General features: G+C 76.6%; 14 protein-coding genes. 11 read left to right on the plus strand and 3 right to left on the minus strand.

Annotated elements, in window-relative coordinates; all coding sequences use genetic code 11:
• Window positions 1-32: 32 nt before the first annotated feature.
• The 3 genes from ACZ55U_RS16215 to ACZ55U_RS16225 form a co-directional block, all read right to left on the minus strand.
• Window positions 33-776, minus strand: coding sequence for a tyrosine-protein phosphatase (locus ACZ55U_RS16215; RefSeq protein WP_465526754.1), 744 nt, complete (start codon window positions 774-776; stop codon window positions 33-35).
• A gap of 124 nt (window positions 777-900) precedes the next feature.
• Window positions 901-1,674, minus strand: coding sequence for a VC0807 family protein (locus tag ACZ55U_RS16220; protein ID WP_465526756.1), 774 nt, complete (start codon window positions 1,672-1,674; stop codon window positions 901-903).
• Between the two features lie 157 nt (window positions 1,675-1,831).
• Window positions 1,832-2,524 carry a hypothetical protein gene (locus tag ACZ55U_RS16225; protein ID WP_465526758.1) on the minus strand — a complete coding sequence of 231 codons (693 nt, stop codon included), beginning with the start codon at window positions 2,522-2,524 and terminating at the stop codon, window positions 1,832-1,834.
• Window positions 2,525-2,838: 314 nt separating this feature from the next.
• Here ACZ55U_RS16225 and ACZ55U_RS16230 point away from each other — a divergent pair, with 314 nt between their 5' ends.
• The 11 genes from ACZ55U_RS16230 (at window position 2,839) to ACZ55U_RS16280 (ending at window position 19,865) form a co-directional block, all read left to right on the plus strand.
• Complete coding sequence (locus tag ACZ55U_RS16230; RefSeq protein WP_465526760.1) at window positions 2,839-3,684, plus strand: RNA polymerase sigma factor; 846 nt, start codon at window positions 2,839-2,841, stop codon at window positions 3,682-3,684.
• Window positions 3,681-4,754 carry a hypothetical protein gene (locus tag ACZ55U_RS16235; protein WP_465526762.1) on the plus strand — a complete coding sequence of 358 codons (1,074 nt, stop codon included), beginning with the start codon at window positions 3,681-3,683 and terminating at the stop codon, window positions 4,752-4,754. Before ACZ55U_RS16230 ends, ACZ55U_RS16235 begins: the two co-directional genes overlap by 4 nt.
• A 445-nt stretch (window positions 4,755-5,199) precedes the next feature.
• On the plus strand, window positions 5,200-6,864 hold the full coding sequence (locus tag ACZ55U_RS16240; protein ID WP_465526764.1) for a protein kinase domain-containing protein: 1,665 nt from the start codon (window positions 5,200-5,202) through the stop codon (window positions 6,862-6,864).
• A 451-nt stretch (window positions 6,865-7,315) separates the two neighbouring features.
• Complete coding sequence (locus ACZ55U_RS16245; RefSeq protein ID WP_465526766.1) at window positions 7,316-8,812, plus strand: class I adenylate-forming enzyme family protein; 1,497 nt, start codon at window positions 7,316-7,318, stop codon at window positions 8,810-8,812.
• Window positions 8,809-9,954 (plus strand): hypothetical protein, encoded by a 1,146-nt coding sequence (locus ACZ55U_RS16250; protein ID WP_465526768.1) that lies wholly within the window; start codon window positions 8,809-8,811, stop codon window positions 9,952-9,954. The genes ACZ55U_RS16245 and ACZ55U_RS16250 overlap by 4 nt, the downstream gene beginning before the upstream one ends.
• Before the next feature lie 2 nt (window positions 9,955-9,956).
• A complete protein-coding gene (locus ACZ55U_RS16255; protein WP_465526770.1) occupies window positions 9,957-10,586 on the plus strand; it encodes an FMN-binding negative transcriptional regulator in 630 nt (209 codons plus the stop codon).
• A gap of 8 nt (window positions 10,587-10,594) precedes the next feature.
• The gene (locus ACZ55U_RS16260; RefSeq protein WP_465526772.1) at window positions 10,595-13,642 is read left to right on the plus strand and encodes an AMP-binding protein; all 3,048 of its coding nucleotides are present in this window, start codon (window positions 10,595-10,597) and stop codon (window positions 13,640-13,642) included.
• Window positions 13,632-14,828, plus strand: a complete 1,197-nt coding sequence (locus ACZ55U_RS16265) for an alanine racemase (RefSeq protein ID WP_465526774.1) — start codon at window positions 13,632-13,634, stop codon at window positions 14,826-14,828. The genes ACZ55U_RS16260 and ACZ55U_RS16265 overlap by 11 nt, the downstream gene beginning before the upstream one ends.
• Window positions 14,828-18,757, plus strand: a complete 3,930-nt coding sequence (locus tag ACZ55U_RS16270) for a non-ribosomal peptide synthetase (RefSeq protein WP_465526775.1) — start codon at window positions 14,828-14,830, stop codon at window positions 18,755-18,757. The genes ACZ55U_RS16265 and ACZ55U_RS16270 overlap by 1 nt, the downstream gene beginning before the upstream one ends.
• On the plus strand, window positions 18,754-18,996 hold the full coding sequence (locus ACZ55U_RS16275; protein WP_465526776.1) for an acyl carrier protein: 243 nt from the start codon (window positions 18,754-18,756) through the stop codon (window positions 18,994-18,996). The genes ACZ55U_RS16270 and ACZ55U_RS16275 overlap by 4 nt, the downstream gene beginning before the upstream one ends.
• Window positions 18,997-19,034: 38 nt before the next feature.
• On the plus strand, window positions 19,035-19,865 hold the full coding sequence (locus ACZ55U_RS16280) for a TauD/TfdA family dioxygenase (RefSeq protein ID WP_465526777.1): 831 nt from the start codon (window positions 19,035-19,037) through the stop codon (window positions 19,863-19,865).
• Window positions 19,866-20,010 lie beyond the last annotated feature (145 nt).

A 20,010-nucleotide genomic window follows, 5' to 3' on the forward strand; every position in this document is an offset into this window, starting at 1 on the left:
GTTGACGATGATCACGGGGGAATCCGGCCGCGCTACGCGGCGGGCAGCAGTCGCTCCCGGACGGCGGCGATCCGCTCGGGCGTCACCCCCGCCGCGAGCAGGTAGCCGACCGGGTCGAGCCCGTCGAGGGCGGTCGCCAGGGCGGCTTCGGCGGTGGTCCCGGCCTCGGCCAGCACCGCGTCGATCCGGCGGTACGGGTCCGGCAGGCCGAGCATCCCGTACAGCGGGCGGATGTTGGGGGCGCTCAGCAGGTAGTCCTCGGCGATCGCGGCCCGGTCGACCCCGGCCAGGGCGAGCAGCAGCAGGGCGGCCAGGCCGGTGCGGTCGCGGCCGGCGCCGCAGTGCACGACCACGCCGCCGGGGCGGGCGTCGGCGATCGCGGAGACCAGCGCGGCGGCGGCGTGCGGGCACTGGTCCAGGTAGGGGCGGAAGGCGAGCGGGGTGCCGTCCAGCCGGCCGTGGGCCTGCCACCAGGCGGGGCCGGCCAGTTCGTCCAGCGGGACGCGGACCAGGTCGACGTCCTCGGGGAGCGGGAGGAGCGGCCGGTACTCCCCGGCGTCGCGCAGGTCGACCACGGTGCGGACGCCGTGGTCGAGGAGGGCGTCCCAGCCCTCGGCGGTGAGGCGGTCCAGGTTGTCCGCCCGGACGATCGCCCGGTGGGCGGTGGGCCGGCCGGAGGCGGTGGGCAGTCCGCCCAGGTCGCGGACGTTCAGGCAGCCGTCCCAGACGAGAGTGCGGTCCTCGGTACTGCTCGGCGCGTGCGTCGTCCGGTTCATGGGCTCCCCGTTTCCTGGCGGGGGTCCCGTTACCCCCTCGTTATCAACGACTCCCCGGAGGTCGGGATGGTTCCTTGCTGTTCGATTCCATGGCGCCCGCTGTTCAGCGGGCGGCGGGCCGGTCTCAGGCGGCGGCCGGGGCCCCGGCCTCGCTGCGGACCAGTTCCTCCATCGGCTCGACCGCGAGCTGGCCGAGCATCGAGCCGGCCACGATCGCGCCGACCAGGAACACGGTGGACAGCCAGGCCATGGTCGACACCGGCAGGGTGAAGGCACCGGCCACCCGGGCCGCGCACTCGGCCAGCAGGGCGGTGCCCCAGATGCCGGAGAACAGGCGCTCGTGACGGCGGAAGGCCCGCGACCCGGCCGCCCGGCCCTCCACCAGCCGCTGCCAGGCGGCGGCGCGGTCGGCCTTGCCCTTGGTCACGAAGGGCATCAGCACCGGGGTCATCACGGGCCGGCCGATCAGCGCGGAGGCCAGGATCGCCAGCGCCACCGTGCCGCTCAGCCCGCCGTCCTTGGCGATCATCAGCCGGGCGTCACCGGTGACGAAGGTCAGCGCCAGGCCCGCCAGGTTGACGGCCAGCATCAGGGCGGCCCACGGGTTGAGCCGGCGCTCGCCCAGCAGGCCGAGGACGGTCCGGGCGGCGGGGAAGGCGCTGCTCCAGGCCAGCGCGGCGAACTCGCTCAGGCCGCAGGCCGAGTGCAACAGGTAGTAGCCGGCCAGCGGGGCGGCGACGTCGAGGGCGAGCGGGCGGAGCCCGGCGACCAGCGGGTTGGGCGCCTCGGCGCGGGCGGCGGCCGGGGCGACGGCGGAGGTGGCGGCCCGGGCGGCGACGGGAACGGCGAGCGCGGTGGCGGCGGTGCTGGTGACGACGGCGCTGACGGTCTGGCTCACGGTGGGTTCCTCCCCGGCTGGCTGCCGCGGGCCGCTGCCCGCGTCGTGCCGCCAGTCTCTCCGTCCGGCCCTCCGTCAGAGCAGTGCCGTCCGTTGCCTCATCCGCGTGACAGGTGTCATGGTGCGCGCCATGACACCGCCTCCCACCTGCGGTTCTCTAGTCGGTGGCGGGGAAGGCCCACAGCTCGCGGCCCAACGTGTCCAGGCAGCGGACGGTGCGGAACCGCTCGTCCCCGGCCGACAGGAAGCCCTGGGCGACCCCGGCCAGGACGGTCCGGGCGACGCCGTCGCCCCGGGTCCAGGCGCCGGTCAGCACCAGCGCCTTGTCGGCCAGCTCGGCGCGCTGCACCCGGGCCACCGCGGCGGTCAGCAGCGCCGCGTTGACCGGCTCCAGCTCGGCGGGGGAGAGGTAGGTCTCGCCGGTGGGGGCGAGGTCCGCCTCGGCCCGGCGCCGCAGCTCCGGCAGGCCGTAGTGGCGGACGGCGGCGACGGCGTCGTCCAGCGGGAGCCGCCAGCGCGGTCCGGGCAGCACCTCCCACCAGACGTCCTCGCCGACCGGCAGCACCTCGCCGATCCGGGCCCGCCAGGCCTCGATGCCGTAGCGGGTGCGCGGGTCGGGCCGGTGGCCGGGGAGGGCGGCGAGGGTCCAGTCGGTACGGCGGACCACGCTGAGGTCGAAGGTGAACGGCACCCGGTCGCCGGCGGGGCGCTCGACCACGCCGAGCAGCAGCCAGTGGGTCGGGTCCGGCAGGCTGAAGGTCCGGCGCCACCCGGTGAGGCCCAGGGCGCGCAGGGCGGGTGCGAGGTGCTCGCGCAGGCCCTCCGCGTGGAGCTCGTGGGCAGTGGTCATCGCGGTCTTCCCTGCTGGTCTTCCCTGCTGGTGGTGGAGGCCCCGGCCCTGCCGGTGGTGGAGGCTTCGGCGCCGTGGACCCGGCCGGTCCGGGCGGGCGCGCCGCCGGGGCCCGTACGGCTCGTGGGGGCGCCTCGGGTGAGAGGGGGAACGGGGGCCGGACGCGTTGGCGGTCCCGGTTGCTTCGTTCACCGACAACGTAATCCGGAACAATCCGTTCCGGATGTGGGCGAACGGCAGCGGTCCCCGGGACCTTGGCCCCGCCCGGGCCGGTCGTTCGGCCGGGGCCGGGCTGTCGGAGTCGATGGCGCATCATGTGGCAGGTGCAGAGTGCAGAGCGCCCCGGAGCGGGCACCGACGGGCCCGTCGGCCGGTCCGGACCAGTACCTCCCGCCGGCCCGCCACCGGACTCGGACCCCGCCCCCGCTCCCCCCGACCTGACCGAGGCGGTCCGTGCCGCGCAGGGCGGGGACGAGGAGGCGTTCCGGCTGCTGTTCCGGACCGTCCAGCCCGGTCTGCTGCGCTACCTGCGGGTGCTGGTCGGCGGCCGGCCGGAGGACGCCCAGGACGCGGAGGACATCGCCTCCGAGACCTGGTTGCAGATCGCCCGGGACCTGCGCGGATTCTCCGGCGACGGGGACGGCTTCCGGGGCTGGGCCGCCACCATCGCGCGCCACCGGGCCCTGGACCACCTGCGCGCCCGGCGCCGCCGTCCGGTCGGCGGCCTCCCCTTCGAGCAGCTGGTCGAGCTGGCGGCCGGGGACGACACGGCGCGGTCCGCGCTGACGGCGGTCGGCACCGCCGACGCGCTGGCGCTGATCTCCCGGCTGCCGCGCGACCAGGCCGAGGCGGTGCTGCTGCGGGTGGTCATGGAGCTGGACGCGGAGACCGCCGCCCGGGTGCTCGGCAAGCGGGCCGGCACCGTCCGGATGGCCGCCCACCGGGGGCTGCGGCGGCTGGCCAAGCTGGTCGAGCCGCTCGCCGCGGGCGGCGTCCCGGCGTCCCGGACGGGTGGCCGGGACGCCGCCGGCCCGCCCGGGACGGCCGCCGGACAGCCCGCGGGGCGAGGCGCCGGGACATCCGCCGGGACACCCGCGAAAAAAAGTTCTCCGCAGGGTGTGACAGAACGCCGGGCCGCGACGCTGAAGGACATGAGATGAGCACCAACCGATCCCGTCGGATCGACCGTGATGCCGCCGAGCAGCTGCTCGGTGGTGCCGTGGGCGGCCCGTCGGCCGGTCAGGACGCCTCGCTCACCGGACCGGACGGCGGTCCCGGGCAGCTCGCCCGGGTGCTCGCCGCGGCCGCCGCCCCCGCGACGGCCGGTGAACTGGCCGGGGAGGAGGCCGCCCTGGCCGCGTTCCGGGAGGCCCGTCTCGCGTCCGACCCGATAGCGACCCCCGTCCGGAGACGATCGATGGCGACCGCCGCGCTGGCCAGGGCCTTCAGCACGAAGGCCACTGCCGCCGTGCTCGGCGCCACCGCGCTGTGCGGGGTCGCGGTCGCCGCCGGAACCGGCAACCTGCCGTCCGCGCTGGGCGGCGGTCCGACTGCTCCGGACCGCCTGCCCGTGGAAGGGCCCGCGTCGGCCGGCTCCGCGCCGGGTGCGTCGGCCACCGGGCCGTCCACCGGCGCGGCCCCGTTCGGTGCCGTGGCGTCCGGCTCCGCCCGGCCCTCCGGCAGTGCCTCCGCCGGGGCGCCGGCGGTCGTCCCGTCCGACCCCGCGACGCCCGGCACCCCCTCGGCGGGCGGGAACACCGCTCCGGCCGTCCCGTCCGCGCTGGCCGGCCTCTGCGCCGGTTTCGCCGACCGTACGGCCAAGGGCGAGCGGCCGGGCCGGCTGGTCGGCGAGCCGCTGTACGGCCCGCTGGTCGCGGCGGCCGGCGGCGGGGACCGGGTGGCGGACTACTGCGCGACGGCGCTCCGCGAGGAGCGCACCGCCACCCCGTCGCGCGGAGCCGGGTGGGGGAACGGGAACGGCAATGCCAACGGCAACGGCAATGCCAACGGCAACGGCAATGCCAACGGCGGCGGCAACGGCAACGGCAACGGCAGGCCGAACGGCGGCGGCAACGGCAACGGTGGCAACAACGCCAACGGGGGCAACAACGCCAACGGCGGCGGCAACGGCAACAGACCCGGGAAGGGCGGGGTGACCGCCCCGCCCCTACCGGCGAGCCCCGCCACCTCGCAGGACGGCCGCCCGGACCGGACCGAGGACCGGCAGTAGCCCGGGAGGCACCCCAAGGAACTTCCGGGTGGGCGGCGAGCGACTCCCCCCGGGCTCGCCGCCCACCCGGAACCGCACCACCGGCAGTACCCGCACCACCCGCAGTACCCCCGCAGGGCCGACCGGACCGGCGGGGCGCAGTACCACCCGAAGACCCCGGGTGGCGGTCGGCTCCCCTGTGCCCTCCGCCCGCCCGGCCGGCTCCGGCCGGACCGCCAGGCGCACCCCCGGACGCGCCGACGGCCCGGCCGGCCCCGGAAACGTGCGGCCCGCCCTCCCGCAGTCAGGGCGGGCCGCACCCCCGAGCCGGCGGCCGGGGGACCGCTGCCCGGTCCCCCGACCGCCACCTTCCGCCCCCGGCGGACCCGTTCGGCGGTGCGGCTATCGTGCACGGGTGCACGAGGCGGCCCGGGACCCCGGGCAGGGCACGTGAGGGGAGCTCCAGGTGATCGGACGGGCGCTGAACGGGCGTTACGAACTCGTCGGGATACTCGGCGTCGGCGGCATGGCGACCGTCTGGCGCGGTGTGGACCGGGTGCTGGGCCGTCAGGTGGCCGTCAAGGTGCTCAACGGCGGTCTCGCCGACGACCCCCGCTTCGCCGAGCGCTTCAGCCGGGAGGCCCAGCACGCGGCCATGCTGGTGCACCCGAGGATCGTCATGGTCTTCGACTCGGGCGTGGACGAGGGCACCCCGTTCATCGTCATGGAACTGGTCAACGGCCGTTCGCTGGCCGCCCTGCTGGCGGAGCAGCAGGTGCTGCCGGTGGAGCGCGCGGTCGGCATCGCGGCGGCGGTCTGCGAGGCGCTGGCCGTCGCCCACGCGGCCGAGCTGGTGCACCGGGACATCAAGCCCGGGAACATCATGATCACCGACGACGGCGGGGTGAAGGTCGTCGACTTCGGCATCGCCCGGGCGGGCTCCTCCGGCAACCTGACCCAGACGGCGAGCGTGCTCGGTACGGCCGCCTACCTCTCGCCCGAGCAGGCCACCGCCTCGGCGCTGGACGGGCGGACCGACCTGTACGCGGTCGGCTGCGTGCTGACCGAGATGCTCACCGGCGCGACCCCGTTCACCGCCGAGACGCCGGTGGCGATCGCCTTCAAGCACGTCAGCGAGCTGCCGCCGCCGCCCTCCGCCCGGCGCCCGGGCCTGCCGCCGGCGCTGGACGCGGCGGTGCTGCGGCTGCTGGCCAAGAACCCGGCCGACCGCCCGGCCGACGCGGCCGCCGCCCGGGCCGAACTCCTCGGCACGGTGCCGGGGCTGGTGGTCGGCGACCCGACGGCGGAGCTGCTCGCGGGCACCGCCGGGGCGGCCACCCAGCTCCTCCCGCCGGTGCCCCACGCCCCGGCGGCGGACCAGCAGCACACCGCCCTGCTGCCGCCCCAGCCCGCGGCCGGGCCCTACGCCCCCTCGTCGAGCGGGCGGCACACCACTCCGCTGCCGCCCCGGCCCCCGGCCGCCACCTCCGTGATGGCGCCGATCCCCGTCCCGCCTCCCGCTCCGGCCTCCGCCGCCTCCGCTCGCACTCCCGCTCCCGCTCCCGCTCCCGCTCCCGCCCGGCCCGGCCGCCGGAAGCCGCTGGTGCTCGGCGCGTTGGGCGTGGCGGGCCTGGCCGGCGTCGCCGCGCTGGCCCTCACCGCCTTCGACGAGCCGGCCGACAGCGCGCCCGCCGCGAAACCGGCCGCGGCCACCGCCCCCGCCGTGCCCCCGACCCCCACCGCCACCGCCACCGCGCCGACGCCGACCGCCACCACCGCCTCCGCGCCCCCCGCCACGTCGTCGGCGGCCCCGGCCCAGGCCCAGCCCGTCCCGCGCAACCAGCCGGCGGCGCTCCAGCTCCAGTCCTTCCGGCAGGCGGTGGCCCAGGCCCACGTCGGCAAGGAGCGGGACAGGCAGACGGACCTGCTGAAGGTCCTGGACACCAGCTCCGCCCGCCTCAACGAGGGGGACCCGGACGCGGCCGCGCAGGAGCTCAAGAACGCCCAGAAGGTGATCAGGGACCTGGGCAAGAAGCACGCCGTCGACGCCCCGACGTACGCCAACTGGAACGCCCGCCTCTCGGCCCTGTACGCCACCCTCCACACCACCGCGGACCTCCAGGACGACTGACCGCCGGGCCCGTCGCCGCCGCCCGTCCCCGCCGCTCTCCCCGCCGTGACCTGCGCCACGGTTTCGGAGTGATCACGTCGTGGGCGGCCGAGGGGTTCTCGCCACGGCGGCGCCGTCCACAGCCTGTGGACGGCGCCGCTTGCCGTGCTGGCCAGAGCGTGGATCGGCGGCTCCGGAGGAGCTCGGTCCGGCCGCCGCGGAGGGCGGAGGGTGGCCGCTCAACTGACCATTTTTGACGGCGTTTCAGGAATCTCGGGATTCGACCGGATCTTGTGTGACGGAAAGGGGCTGTGGTGGGATCGATTTCCGGCTCAGCGATGTAACGATTCCTCACGCCCGCCCGGTTCATGACGGACCCTCACCGTTCGTGATCGAGGCGACAACCAGGGGGAGGTCCACCATGCCGGACGGCATCCCTGCCGAAACGGCCTTGCCGGCCGGTGAGCCGGCCGTGAGATCCGGAGAGTCGGCCGCGCCGTCCGGTGAGTTGCGCGGTGAGTTGTACGGGGCGTTCCGCGACGTGGCACTCGCCGCACCCCGGGCGCGGGCGGTGGTCGGCTACGACGGCACCGAGTCGACGTACGCGGACCTGCTCGCCGCCGTCGACGCCGCCGCCGACGACCTGGCCGCCCGGCTCGGACCGGGCGAGGTGCTGGGCCTGGCGGTCGACGAGCCCTTCACCTTCCTCTCCCTCTACCTCGCCGCCGCCCGCCTCGGCGTCGTCACCGTCCTGCTCGACAGCCGCCTGTCCGCACCCGAGCGCGACCACCACGCGGCCCGCTTCGACGTCACCCGGCTGGCCGTCGACCGGGGGGAGCCGGCCGCCCGGGGGGCCTACGCCCTGCGCGAGGCCGACGGCGCCGAGCGGCACCGCGCCCGGGCGGCCGGCGGCTACGAGCCCGGTGACTGGGTGGTGCACTGCACCTCCGGCTCCACCGGCGAGCCGAAGGGCATCGTGATGAGCCAGGCGGCCATCGCCGCCCGGGTCCGGCTCTGGGGCGGCGATCTGGAACTGACCGCGCGGGACGTGGTCCTGTGCCCGCTGCCGCTGGCCCACTGCCACGGCATCGACGTCCTCACCCTGCCGGCCCTGCTCGCCGGAGCGGCCGTGGTGTTCGCCCGCCCCGGCCGGCTGACCGGCCGCGGCCTGGCCCGGCAGGTCGTGAGCCACGGCGTCACGCTGATGAGCGGACTGCCCGTGCTCTACCAACTTCTCACCCAGGCAAGTCGGTTGCCGCCGGACTGGGCCCGCTCCCTGCGCACAGTGATCTCCGGCAGCGCGCCCCTGGGCCTCGACACCCAGCAGCGCTTCCACGAGCGCTTCGGGGTGCCGCTGCGCCAGGTGTACGGCCTGTCCGAGATCGGCGTCATCTGCTTCGACAGGCCGTACGTGGGCCACGGCTCCATCGGCACCCCCGTCTCCGGCGTGGAGTGGCGGCTGGAGCCCGCACCGGGCGCCGGCGCCGGGCAGGAGGAGCTGCACGAGCTGTACGTGCGCGGCCCCGCGCTCGCCCGCGGCTACTACCGCGACCCGGAGTCCGGCGCCGAGATGTTCGAGGACGGCTGGCTGCGCACCCGCGACCTGGTCCGCGCCGACCGCGACGGCTGGTACGTGCGGGGCAGGCTGTCCGGCTTCGTCAACGTCGCCGGGAACAAGGTCGGCCCGCTCCAGGTCGAGGCGGCGCTGCGCGGCTGCCCCGGGGTGCTGGACAGCGCCGTGGTCGGCGTCGCGGACGCCGAGCAGACCGAACGGATCGCCGCGCTGCTCGTCACCGACGACCGGTTCGACCTCTCCGAGGTGCGCCGGCTGCTCGGCGAGCGGCTGCTGTCGTACCAGCTGCCCCAGCGGTACGAGACCGTCCCGGCGATCCCGCGCACCCCGCTCGGGAAGACCGACTACGCCGCCGTGCGGCGGCTGATGAACCCTCAGGAGGGCAGCGCCCCGTGACCGGTGGTGAGATCGAGGACGGCGTCGTCGCCGACGCCCGGGCCGTACTGGACGCGCTGGCCGAGGGGCTCTTCGCGGACCTCTCCGCCCGGTCGGCCGAGCAGCACGAGCAGGACGCCGGGCCCGCGTTCGCGGCGCTGAAGCGGACCCGCGCCACGGCCCTGCTCGTCCCCCGGGAGTGCGCGGGCGCCGGGGCGTCGGCGGTGGACGCCGTACGCTTCCAGATCGCGGTCGGCACCCTGGCCCCGGCCGTGGCCGTCGCCACGACCATGCACCACTACAAGATCGCCGCGCTCGCCCGGGTGGCGCGCTCCGGGGACGAGCGGGCCTCGGCGATCCTCAAGGACCTCGGCACCGGCGCCCGGCTGCTCGCCTCCGGCGGCGCCGAGTCGACGCCCGGCCGTGACCTGCGCACGCTCGGCAGCCGGGCCGTCCGCGACGGCTCCGACTGGCTGGTCACCGGCCTGAAGCGGCCGTGCTCGCTGTCCACCAGCATGGACGTGCTGTCCCTGATGGCCGAGCTGCGCGCGCCCGACGGCACCCCCGAGGGCTACGCGCAGGTCTTCGTCCCGGCCGGGGCCGCGGGCCTGGAACGCGAACCGTTCTGGACCAGCCCGGTGTTCCGCGCCGCCGAGAGCCACGCCGTCCGGCTCACCGGCGTGCGGGTCCCCGACGACCGGGTCTTCCCGCTGCGCGGCGAGACCGGCCGGAGCTTCGCCACCGACTGCTACACCTGGTTCCAGCTGCTGATCAGCGCCTCCTACCTCGGTGCCGCCCGCTGCCTGGCGACCGCCACCCCGCCCGGGCGGCGGGCGGGCTCCGAGCGGTGGACGCAGGCGTTCGACGGGCTGCGCCGACTGGAGGCGGGGGTGCTCGACGCGGCCCGCGCCGTCGACGAGGACCGGCCGGACGGCGAGCGACTCAACCCGGCCGTCCGCGCCCGCGACGGCGTCGAGGACGGGATCGGCGCGCTCGGCGGCCAACTGCTGCGCGCGGCCGGCGGCGGCACCTTCGCCCGCACCGGCTTCTTCACCCTGCTCGCCGGAGCCCTGAACGCCATCGCCTTCCACCCGCCGCAACGCGGCGCCCGCGAGGGCGTCGGCCTGGAACCGCTGGACGCCGAGTCGAAGGACCGCCGCTGACCATGTACACCCGAAAGCCCTTCACCCTGCCGCTGCCCGCCATGGTCGACTTCGTCCGGGCCAGGTCCTTCGGCGTCCTCGCCACCTACCACGCCGGCACCGTGCACACCTCCCCGCTGCCGGTGGACCTGCGCGGCAGCGAGGAGACCGGACTGTTCGTCGCCGGGCACGTCGCCCGCGCCAACGGCATGACGGCGGCCTTCGAGGCGGGCGCGCCGGCCACGGTCACCGTGATGGGCCCGGACAGCTACGTGCCCGCCGAGTGGTTCGGCACCCGCGGCCGCATCCCCACCTGGATCTACTGCGCGGTGGAGATCTCCGGCCGGCTGGAGGTCAGCAACCCGGCCCGCACCCGCGCCGACGTCGTCGACCTGATCGACCGGCTCCAGGGGCAGACCGTCGAGGGGTCCACCTGGTCCCTGGACGAGATGCCGGCCCGGATCACCGAGGGCTACCTCCGCAACATCGTCGGCTACCGGCTGCACGACCTGCGGATCTCCTCCTGCTTCCGGCTGAACCAGCACAAGGACGACTCCGGGCACCTGGCCGAGGTGCTCGCCGCCGACGGCGACACCGCCCGGCGGGAACTCGCCCGGCTGGTCCTGGACCCGCCCACCGCCGGGACCGCGTGAGCGCCGCGATGCGGACACCGGACTCCCTGGGCCGGCTGCTCGACCTCGGCCGGGCCGACCGCCCGGCCGTCGAGTGGTGCGGGCACGCGCTGTCGTACGAGCGGCTCGGCGCGGCCGTCGACGAGCTGGCCGAGCGGCTGACCGGGGCGGGCGCGGCCCGCACCCATGTGCTGCTGCTCGGCCCGCTCACCCCCGGCTACGTGGTCGGGCTGCTGGCCGCGCTGCGCAGCGGCGCCGTCCCGGTGCCGGTGGACGCCGGGATGACGCCCGGGCAGTACGCGTGGACCGAGCGGATCACCCGGCCGTCGGTGCTGCTGAGCAGCGACGTCTCCCCGGTGGCGCTGTTCCGCGGCGCGACCGGTGGGGACGTCGGGGAGCTGGTCGTGGACGCGGCCACCGGCCGGGTCGTCCTCGACACCGCGGGCCGCCGATGTCCCGGCAGCGCCTCGCGGTACCCGGACGACGACGCCGGCTACCTCATCCCGACCTCCGGTTCGACCGGTGCGCCGAAGGCGGTCGTCGGCAGCCGGACGGGCCTGCACACCTTCCTGACCTGGTTCGTCGAGGAGTTCGGCCTCGGTCCGCGGGACACCTGCGCCGCCCTCACCCGGGTCAACTTCGACCCGTCGCTGCGCGAGCTGCTCGCGGTGCTCACGGCCGGCGGCCGGCTGTGCCTGCCGCCCGTGGACGCCCAGCTGGACCTCGCCGCGCTCGGCCGGCACCTCGCCGGGAGCGGGCCGACCCTCGCCTTCCTCGTCCCCTCCCTCGCCCGGCGCGTCGCGGACGTCCTGCACGACCGCTCCACCCGGCTCGACCGGCTGCGGCTGGCCTTCTTCGCCGGGGAGGTGCTGCCCGCCCGGGTGGTGCGGCAGTGGGCGGACCTCGCCCCCGGCGCCGAGATCGTGAACCTCTACGGCATGACCGAGGGCACCCTCGCCCAGCTCTTCCGCCGCGCGGTGCGCGCCGAGGACGCGGCCGGCGCCTTCGGGCTGCCGGTCGGGCGGCCCCGCCCGGGGGTGGCGGTGACGCTCGCCGAGCCGGACCGGGACGGCCGCGGCGAGGTGCTCGTCACCTCCGCCGCACCGGCCCTGGGCGTCCTCGCCGACGGCCCCGGCGCCGCCCCGGGCACCTTCCGCGTCGAACCGATGCCCTCCCCGCTGCGCACCGGCGACATCGGCTTCCTGGCGGGCGGGGACCTGGTGATCGCCGGGCGCGCGGGCAACGACCTGAAGGTGTCGGGGCGGCGCGTCTCGTACCACCGGTTCGTCGCCGAGGTCGAGGAACTGGCGGGGGTGGCCCAGTGCGTGGTGGTCGACCGGCAGGCCCCGTACGCCTTCGTCGCCGCCCCGGACCTGCCGCCCGCGGGTGAGGGCGCGCTGCGCGAGCGGGTGCGGGCGGTGGCGGCGCGGCTGGAGCTGCCGGTGCCGGGCGTCCGGGTGCGCCGGGAGCTGCCGCTGCTGCGCAGCGGGAAGGTCGACCGGGTGGCGCTGGCGGCCTCGCTCCGCGCCGAGGAGGCGTCCGCGCCCGGCACGCCGGCCCGGGGCGGGACGGCGACGGTCGACGTCCTGCGCGAACTCCTGGGCTCCGGTGAGGAGTTGGCGCCGTCTGACGCGTTCGTCGAGGCGGGCCTGGGCTCGCTCGACCTGATCACCTTCGTGGCCCGGGTCAACCGGCACTTCGGGCTGGAGCTCTCGGCCCAGGACTGCTTCGGCCACCGCGACCTCGCCTCCCTCGCCGCGGCCGTCGACCGGCTGGTCCGCACCGGGGCGCCCGCGCCCGCGCCGCCCCCGCCGGCCGCGCCCGAAGCCGGCGGGCGGGCCGTCCACCCCCTCTCCACCCGCCAACTCGCCTACCTGGCCACCTGCATGGCGGACGGCAACGCCAACTGGTGCAACCTCTCCCGGGAGATCCGCGTCGAGCGGCCGGTGACCGGGGCCGAGCTGCGGGCCGCGCTGGACACCCTGGTCGCCCGGCACGACGTGCTGCGGCTCGCCCTCACCCCGGGGTGGGACGGGCAGGTCCACACCGAGGCCGCCGTGGTGCACTGCCCGCTCACCGTCCACCGGGCCGGCTCCCGGACGGTGCAGGAGGCCCGGGTCGAGGCGGTGACGCCGCTGATCGACCCGACCGCGGCGCCGCCGCTGCGGGCCGCCCTGGTCCCCGGCGGGGGCGGCACCTCCGTCCTGCTGGTCGCCCACCACCTGTTCCTGGACGGGCTGAGCATGGACCTCGTCGCCCGCGAGCTGCGCGCGCTGCTGCTCGGCGAGCCGCTCGGTGAGGCCCCGCCGCCGGACGGCTTCCGCGCCTACTGCGCGGCGACCCGCCGCCCTGACGGGCCGTCGCCGGACGCGGAGTACTGGCGGCGGGCGCTGAAGGGCGTCGAGCAGACCGAACTGCCCGAGGAGCCCGGCGCCGGCGCGCGCGAAGGGGTGCTGCTCTCCCGGCCGTTCGGCGTCCGGGTGGTGCGCGCCGCCCACCGGCTCGCGGCGGAGACCGGGGTCTCGGTCTTCTCGGTCGTCCTCGCCGCGTACGACCGGGCCGTCCGCCGGACCTTCGGCCTCGGCGAGCTGAACGTCGTCGTCCCCGTGCAGTCCCGCGAGGGCGTGCCGGGCACGGTGGCGGGCCTGTTCATGAGCCAGCTCGTGCTGCGCGGCGGCGGCGAGGCCACGCTGCGGGACAAGGCCCGGGAGTACGCCCGGCAGCTGGCGGCCGGACTCGCCCACAGCGCCTGGGAGTTCGACCAGCGCGCCGCCGAGCACGGCCTCGACGGCGCCGACCGCTTCCCGTTCTCCACCGTGCTGTTCAACCAGCACCCCAGGGCACGCGGCCTGCGGGCCCGCGACCTCGGCTCCTGGGAGCCCCGCCCGCTGGGCCGCTCGCTGCGCTACCAGCTCCAGGGCGAACTGCAGATGTCGGCCGCCGAGATGGCGCTGACGTACTACTACCGACAGGGGATCGCCATGCGCGGAACCGACCTCACCGGCCTCGTCGACCGCCTCCACGGCCGCGTCATCGAAGCGCTCTGTCAGACCGGGGGGACCGGCTGTGCGGACTGACGCGCCCTCCGACCGGGCCGGGTTCTGGACGCCCACCGAACCCGAGGTCCGGCTCCTGCTGCACCGCGCCGGTTCGACCCCGGCGTTCGTCTACAGCCGCGCCGCCCTGCGCGCCGCCGTCGACCGGGTCCGGACCGCGTCCGTCCCCGGCGCCGAGCTCTACTACTCCCTGAAGGCCAACCCGCACCCCGGCGTCGTCACCGCCCTGGCGTCCCTGGTGGACGGCCTCGACGTCTGCTCCCTCGCCGAGCTGGAGACGGCGCTGAACGCCGGGGCGCCGACCGCGAAGGTGCTGTTCACCGGCCCGGCGAAGAGCCGCCCCGAAGCGGCCGCCGCGCTGGCCGCCGGGGTCGCGGTGACGGTCGAGTCCCCGGGCCAGGCACGGCTGTTCGCCGAGACGGCGGAGCGGCTCGGGGTCGGCGGCCGGGCCGTCGTCCGCCTGAACACGCCGTACCCGTCCCGCACTCCGGGCGGCGCGCCCTCGCCCAACCAGTTCGGGGTGGCGGCCGAGGACCTCGACGAGGTCGTCGGCGTCCTGCGGGACTCCGCCCTGACGATCGACGGCCTGCACCTGTTCTTCGGCTCGCAGTACACCGACGCGGCCGTCGTCGGCGCGGCCCGGCGGGCCGCCCTGGAGCGGGCCCGGGACGTCGAGGAGCGGTTCGGCCTGCGGCTCGGGATGGTCTCCGTCGGCGGCGGCATCGCCCTGCCGTGGTGCGACGCGGACCCGCAGGTGGACTGGGCCGGGCTCGGAGCGGCCGGCGGGGAGCCGCTGCCCTGGGGAGGCGACGGCCGGACGGTCGTCTGCGAGTACGGCCGCTCGATCGCCGGCCCGGCCGGGGTGCTGCTCACCACCGTCCTGGACGTGAAGACCGTCGGCGACCGGCGCTACGTGGCCGTCGACGCGGGCCTGAACCACCTGTTCATCGCCGGCCGGCTGGTGGCCGGAGGCAGCCGGGGCGAGCCGCTGGTGCGGGCCGTGGGGGCCGAGCCCGGGGACGCCTCGGAGCGCGCGTACGTGACCGGGCCGCTCTGCTCGCAGCTGGACGTGCTCGCCGAGGACGTACCGCTGCCCCCGGTGGCGGTCGGCGACACCCTGATGTTCCTCGGCGTGGGCGCCTACGGGCCGACGTTCAGCCCCGGCGGCTTCCTCAGCCGCGACCGGGCCAGGGAGATCGTCCTCTGATGGCCGGGACCACGACCGGCGGCACGACGGCCGTCCTGCCGCCCGAATCCCTGAGCCCCATCCAGCGCGCCTACCTCGTCGGCGAGCAGCCGGGCATGGAGCTGAGCGGGCCCGCCCGCTACTACGTCGGCTGCGACCTGGACCCGGCCCGCGTCCCCGGCCTCGGCGACCGGCTGCGCCGGCTGGTGCGCGCCAACGCCGTGCTGCGCGCCCGCGTGGCCGAGGACCTCTCGCTGCCGGTGCTGCCCGAGGAGGCCGCCGACGCGGTCGACGTCGAGCTCCGCGAGGTCGCCGACGGCGAGTTCGACGCCGCCGACGCCGCCGTGCGCGAGGCCCTCGCCGCGGACGGCTTCGCCTTCGGCGCCGGGCCGCTGCTGCGCGTCGTCGCCGTCCGATCCGGACGCCGGGCCCGGCTGCACCTGGTCTACGCCCTGTGGCTGATGGACGCGGCCTCGCTGGAGGTCTTCCTGGCCGCCCTGGTGTCGGACCGGCCGCCCGCCGCCCCGGCCGTCCCTGCCGCGGCGGCGGGCGGCCGGGACCGCTCCGCACGCGACCGGCGGTTCTGGAGCGAACGGGCCGCCGCGCTGCCCGGCCCGGCAGAGCTGCCGCTGTGCCCCGACTGGCGGCGGGCCGGACCGGGCGTCGGCCACCGCGTGCTGACCGTCGACGCGGCCACCGCGGGCGCCCTCGCCGGGACGGCGCGCGAACACGGCCTGACGGCCCCGATGGTCTACCTCGCCGTCTACGGCGTCGCCCTGGGCCGCCTCGGCGGCGGCGTCCCGCACACCCTCACCGTGCTGTACTCCCGGCGCGCCGGGCGGTCGCCGGCCCCCGACGACCTCGGCAACCACGGCACCACCATGCCGCTGGAGGTGCCGGCGACCACCGGGCAGGGCTTCGCCGAGACCGCCCGGACGGTCCAGCGCCGCTACCTGGCCCAGGCCCTGCACGGCTCCCTCAGCGGCGCCGAGATCACCCGGCTGGCCGACCCCGGCGGCGACCCGCGCCGGCTGCCGTACCCGTTCGCCTTCACCGCGCTGACGGCCGACGGCCACCGCGAGGCGCGGCTCGGCTTCCGCCGCCGCTGGGACGAGGTGCGGCTGCGGGTGCCCCAGGTGCTGCTCGACCACCAGGTGGTGATGGAGGCCGACGGCAGCGTCCGGCTGGGCTTCGACTGGCGGACGGAGGCCTTCGACCCCGGCTTCGTGGAGGACTTCGTCGGCCAGTACGCCGACCTGGTCGGGGAACTCGCCAAGTCCCGCGACCACTGGGCGCGGCTGCCGCACCGTGCCCCGGCCCCGGCCACCGCCCGGCCGCCCGCCACCGCCGCGGGGGACACCCTGCACGGCCGGGTGCTGCGCCGCGCCGCCGAGACGCCCGACGCCCCGGCCGTGCACGACGAGCAGGGCACCCTCGGCTACGCGGAACTGGTCGCCCGCGCCTCGGCGGCCGCCCGTGCCCTGCGCGCGGCGGGGGCCCGCCCCGGCGACAAGGCCGCCGTGCACCTGCCGCGCGGGCGCGGCCAGGTGGTCGCCGTCCTCGGCGCCCTGCTGGCCGGCTGCGTCTACGTCCCGCTGGACGACGGCCTCCCCGACGGCCGGCTCGACGGCATCGCCCGGCGCGGCGAGGTCCGCTTCGCGTTCACCGACGGCCGTCCGCAGACGGACGAGGGCTGGGCCGGGCGCGGGGTGAGGCCCCTGGGCCTGCCGGAGCCGGGTGCGTCCGTGGTCCCCCAGGAGGCGGCCACACCCACCGCGTACGTCATCTTCACCTCCGGCTCGACCGGAGAGCCGAAGGGCGTGGTGATCTCGCACACCGCCGCCCTCACCACGATCGACGCCGTCAACGACGAACTCGGCCTCGGCGCCGGGGACCGCGTCCTGTCGGTCTCCTCGATCGGCTTCGACCTGTCCGTCTACGACGTCTTCGGGCCGCTGCTGCGCGGCGGCGCCGTGGTGATGCTCTCCCCGCGCTCCGCCCGGGACCCGGCCGCCTGGGCCTCCCTGATCGGCCGGTACGGCGTCACGGTCTGGAACTCGGCCCCCGCGCTGGCCTCCCTGCTGGCCGAGGAGGGCGCCGCCGTCCCCACGGTGCGGACCTTCATGCTCAGCGGCGACTGGATCCCGCTGACGCTCCCCGCCGCCCTGCGCCGCCTCGCGCCGGCCGCGCGGGTGATGAGCCTGGGCGGCGCGACCGAGGGCGCGATCTGGTCCGTCCGGCACCTGGTCACCGAGGCCGACTGCCGGCGCCGCTCCATCCCGTACGGCCGTGCCCTGCCCGGGCAGGACATCCATGTGCTCGACCGGGAAGGGCGGTTGTGCCCGGACTGGCACATCGGGGAGATCTGCATCGGCGGTGCCGGGGTGGCCGACGGCTACGCCAACGACCCGGTGCGCACGGCGGCGGCGTTCGTCGAGGACCCGGTGTTCGGGCGGCTCTACCGCACCGGCGACCGGGGCCGCCGGCACCCGGACGGGGTGGTGGAGTTCCTCGGCCGCACCGACACCCAGGTCAAGCTCAACGGACACCGGGTCGAACTGGGCGAGGTCGAGCACCTGCTGGACCGCTCGCCGGGCGTCCGCGCCAGCGCCGTCTGCGTCCGGGGAGAGGGCCGGCGCCGGCACCTGGTCGGGTTCGTCACCCTCGCCGAGGACGCGCCGCCGACCTGGCGGCAGGACGCGTACGCCGCGCTCGGCAGGGCCCTGCCGCACTACATGGTCCCGGAAGCGCTGGTCGCCCTCGACGGGATCCCGCTGACCGGCAACGGCAAGGTGGACCGGCGCCGCCTCCAGGCGCTGCCGCTGCCCGAGGCCGAGCGCCCGGGGCCGGAGGCCTCCGCCGGTGCCCCGGCGGGCGGCCTGACCGGCCGGGAGGTCGCCGGCTGCTGGCGCGAGGTGCTGGGCGAACTCCCGGGCCGGCGAAGCCTCTTCGAGGCCGGCGGCAGTTCGTACGACGCGATCCGGCTGCTCTCGCTGGTGCGCTCCCGGCTCGGCCACCAGGTGTCGTTCGGCGACTTCATGGCCGACCCCACGCTCGCCGGCCTGGTCGCGCTGTGCCGCCGGGAGCGGGGCGGACACGGCTCCGGCATCTGGACGTACCGCCCGCGCGCCGCCGCGAGCCCCAGGCTGCGGCTGGTGCTCTTCCCGCCGGTGGGCGGCGGGGTCTCCTGCTACGCGGGGCTGATCCGGGAGCTGCCGGGGGACGTCGACGTCCATGTCGCGGGCTTCGACGCCCCGGTGCCGGAGCCCGGTCCGGCGTCCTCGCTGGCCGGGCTGGCCCGGGGCTGCCTGCGGGAGCTGCCCGCCGAGGTGCTGTCCGGCGGCGAGCCGCTGGTGTTCGCCGGGTGGTCCTTCGGCGGCGCGCTGGCCTTCGAGGCGGCCCGGGCCTGCGCGGCGCGGGTGGCCCGGGTCGTGGTGGTCGACACCCCGGTCTCCGCCGCCTCCCGGTCCTCCGCCGCCTCGCGGTCCTCCGCCGCCTCGCGGCTTCCCGGCTCGGGAGACGACGCCCTGCTGGACGGGTTCCTCCGGGACATCCGGGAGACCAGCGGGGCGGACGTCGACCGGGCGGAGGTGGCCGCGGATCCGACGCTGCGCACCCGGTTCGAGGTGTACCGGCAGAACCTCGCGGCGCTGGCCGCCTGGCGCCCGGAGCCCGCCGCGCTGCCCGTCGTGGAGTTCCGGGCCGCCGAGCGGCCGGCCGAGCCGGACCCGGACGCCTGGGGGCGGGTGGCGCGGACCGCCGGTACGGCGGTGCTGACCGGCGGCCACTTCGACGTGTTCGCGCCGGGCAACGCCCGGCGGATCGCGGACGCCGTCACCGAGGAAGCCGAAGACACCGAAGACACCGAAGACACCGAAGACACCGAAGACACCGGGGACACCGGGGACACCGGGGACACCGGAACGGTCGAAAGGACGGACAGGGCATGAGTGGGACCGACGTACCGGGTGCCGTCCGCGAGGAACTCGCCTCCCGCGGCCACCCGCTGTCCCCGGCACAGGACGACGCGGACCTGGTCGCCCTCGGCGTCAACTCGGTGACGCTGATCCAGGTCCTGTCCGCGCTGGAGGACGCCTTCGGGATCGACCTCGACGTGGAGCTCCTGTTCTCGGAGCCCGTCACGGCGGCCCGGCTGGCGGCACTGATCGCGCAGGGCACCCACGCGTGACGGCACCGGCAGGCAACCACTTCGGGAGGGGAATCGGCATGTCCGACACAGCGAACGACGGCTACCAGCGGCTGACTCCGTCCGGCATGGGCGCGGTCATCCCCTGGAGCCCCGGCCGGCCCGTCGAGGAGCTGGCCCAGGAGACCAAGCGGGCCGCGCTGGGCGGCGGCTGCGCCCTGGTGCGCGGACTCGCCCTGACCGAGGGGGACTTCAAGCTGCTGGTCCGCTCGCTCGGGGAGACGGTCGACCACAAGTTCGGCGAGGGCGGCGCCGACCTTCTCAAGCTCAACGCCTCGCGCGAGGAGGGGAAGGTCGTCACCGGTCGCGGCCCGCTGCCGATCCACACGGACGGCCTGCTGGTCGGCGAGCGCGTCGACCTGATCATCCTGTACGCCGCCGAGTTCTCCGACGCCCCGGGCTCCGGCGAGACCTACGTCAGCGACCAGCTCACCGCCTGGGCGGAGATGCCCGAGCACCTGCGCCGGGTCCTCGACGAGTACGAGATCGAGTACCTGGTCACCGAGCGCGGCTACTTCCCGACCGTCCCCGAGGACTGGTACGCCATCCCGGCGACCAGGGACTACGGCCGGGTGAGGTCGCTGAACCTGGCGACGGCCTTTCCCCCCGACGTGTCCCCGCGCTCCTGGGAGGTCAGGGTCAGGGGGATGGCCCCCGAGCTGTCCGACCGGTTCTTCACCGAGCTGGACGCCTTCCTGCGCTCCGAGCGGTACGCGTACACCCACCGCTGGCGGGTCGGGGACCTGCTGATCATCGACAACCAGCGGACCCTGCACGGCCGTACGGCCATCGGGCCGGACGGCACCCGGCTGCTGTTCCGGGGCCAGCTGACCCTGCCGGACGCGTCATGAGCGGCTCCCGCCGCCGCGCGGGCACGGGATGAGCGCGGCCCCGGGGGGGGGGGGGGGGGGGGGGGGGGGGGGGGGGGGCGGGGGGGGGGGGGGGGGGGGGGGGGGGGGGGGAGTGGGGGGGGAGTGGGGGGGGGGGGGGGGAAGG

It is taken from the genome of Kitasatospora sp. NPDC034533, from assembly GCF_055575155.1.

Coding starts and splice junctions, on each gene's coding strand:
- ACZ55U_RS16215 (WP_465526754.1), bottom strand. CDS start 776: ATGAACCGGACGACGCACGCGCCGAGCAGTACCGAGGACCGCACTCTC.
- ACZ55U_RS16225 (WP_465526758.1), bottom strand. CDS start 2,524: ATGACCACTGCCCACGAGCTCCACGCGGAGGGCCTGCGCGAGCACCTC.
- ACZ55U_RS16230 (WP_465526760.1), top strand. CDS start 2,839: ATGTGGCAGGTGCAGAGTGCAGAGCGCCCCGGAGCGGGCACCGACGGG.
- ACZ55U_RS16235 (WP_465526762.1), top strand. CDS start 3,681: ATGAGCACCAACCGATCCCGTCGGATCGACCGTGATGCCGCCGAGCAG.
- ACZ55U_RS16255 (WP_465526770.1), top strand. CDS start 9,957: ATGTACACCCGAAAGCCCTTCACCCTGCCGCTGCCCGCCATGGTCGAC.
- ACZ55U_RS16260 (WP_465526772.1), top strand. CDS start 10,595: ATGCGGACACCGGACTCCCTGGGCCGGCTGCTCGACCTCGGCCGGGCC.
- ACZ55U_RS16270 (WP_465526775.1), top strand. CDS start 14,828: ATGGCCGGGACCACGACCGGCGGCACGACGGCCGTCCTGCCGCCCGAA.
- ACZ55U_RS16275 (WP_465526776.1), top strand. CDS start 18,754: ATGAGTGGGACCGACGTACCGGGTGCCGTCCGCGAGGAACTCGCCTCC.
- ACZ55U_RS16280 (WP_465526777.1), top strand. CDS start 19,035: ATGTCCGACACAGCGAACGACGGCTACCAGCGGCTGACTCCGTCCGGC.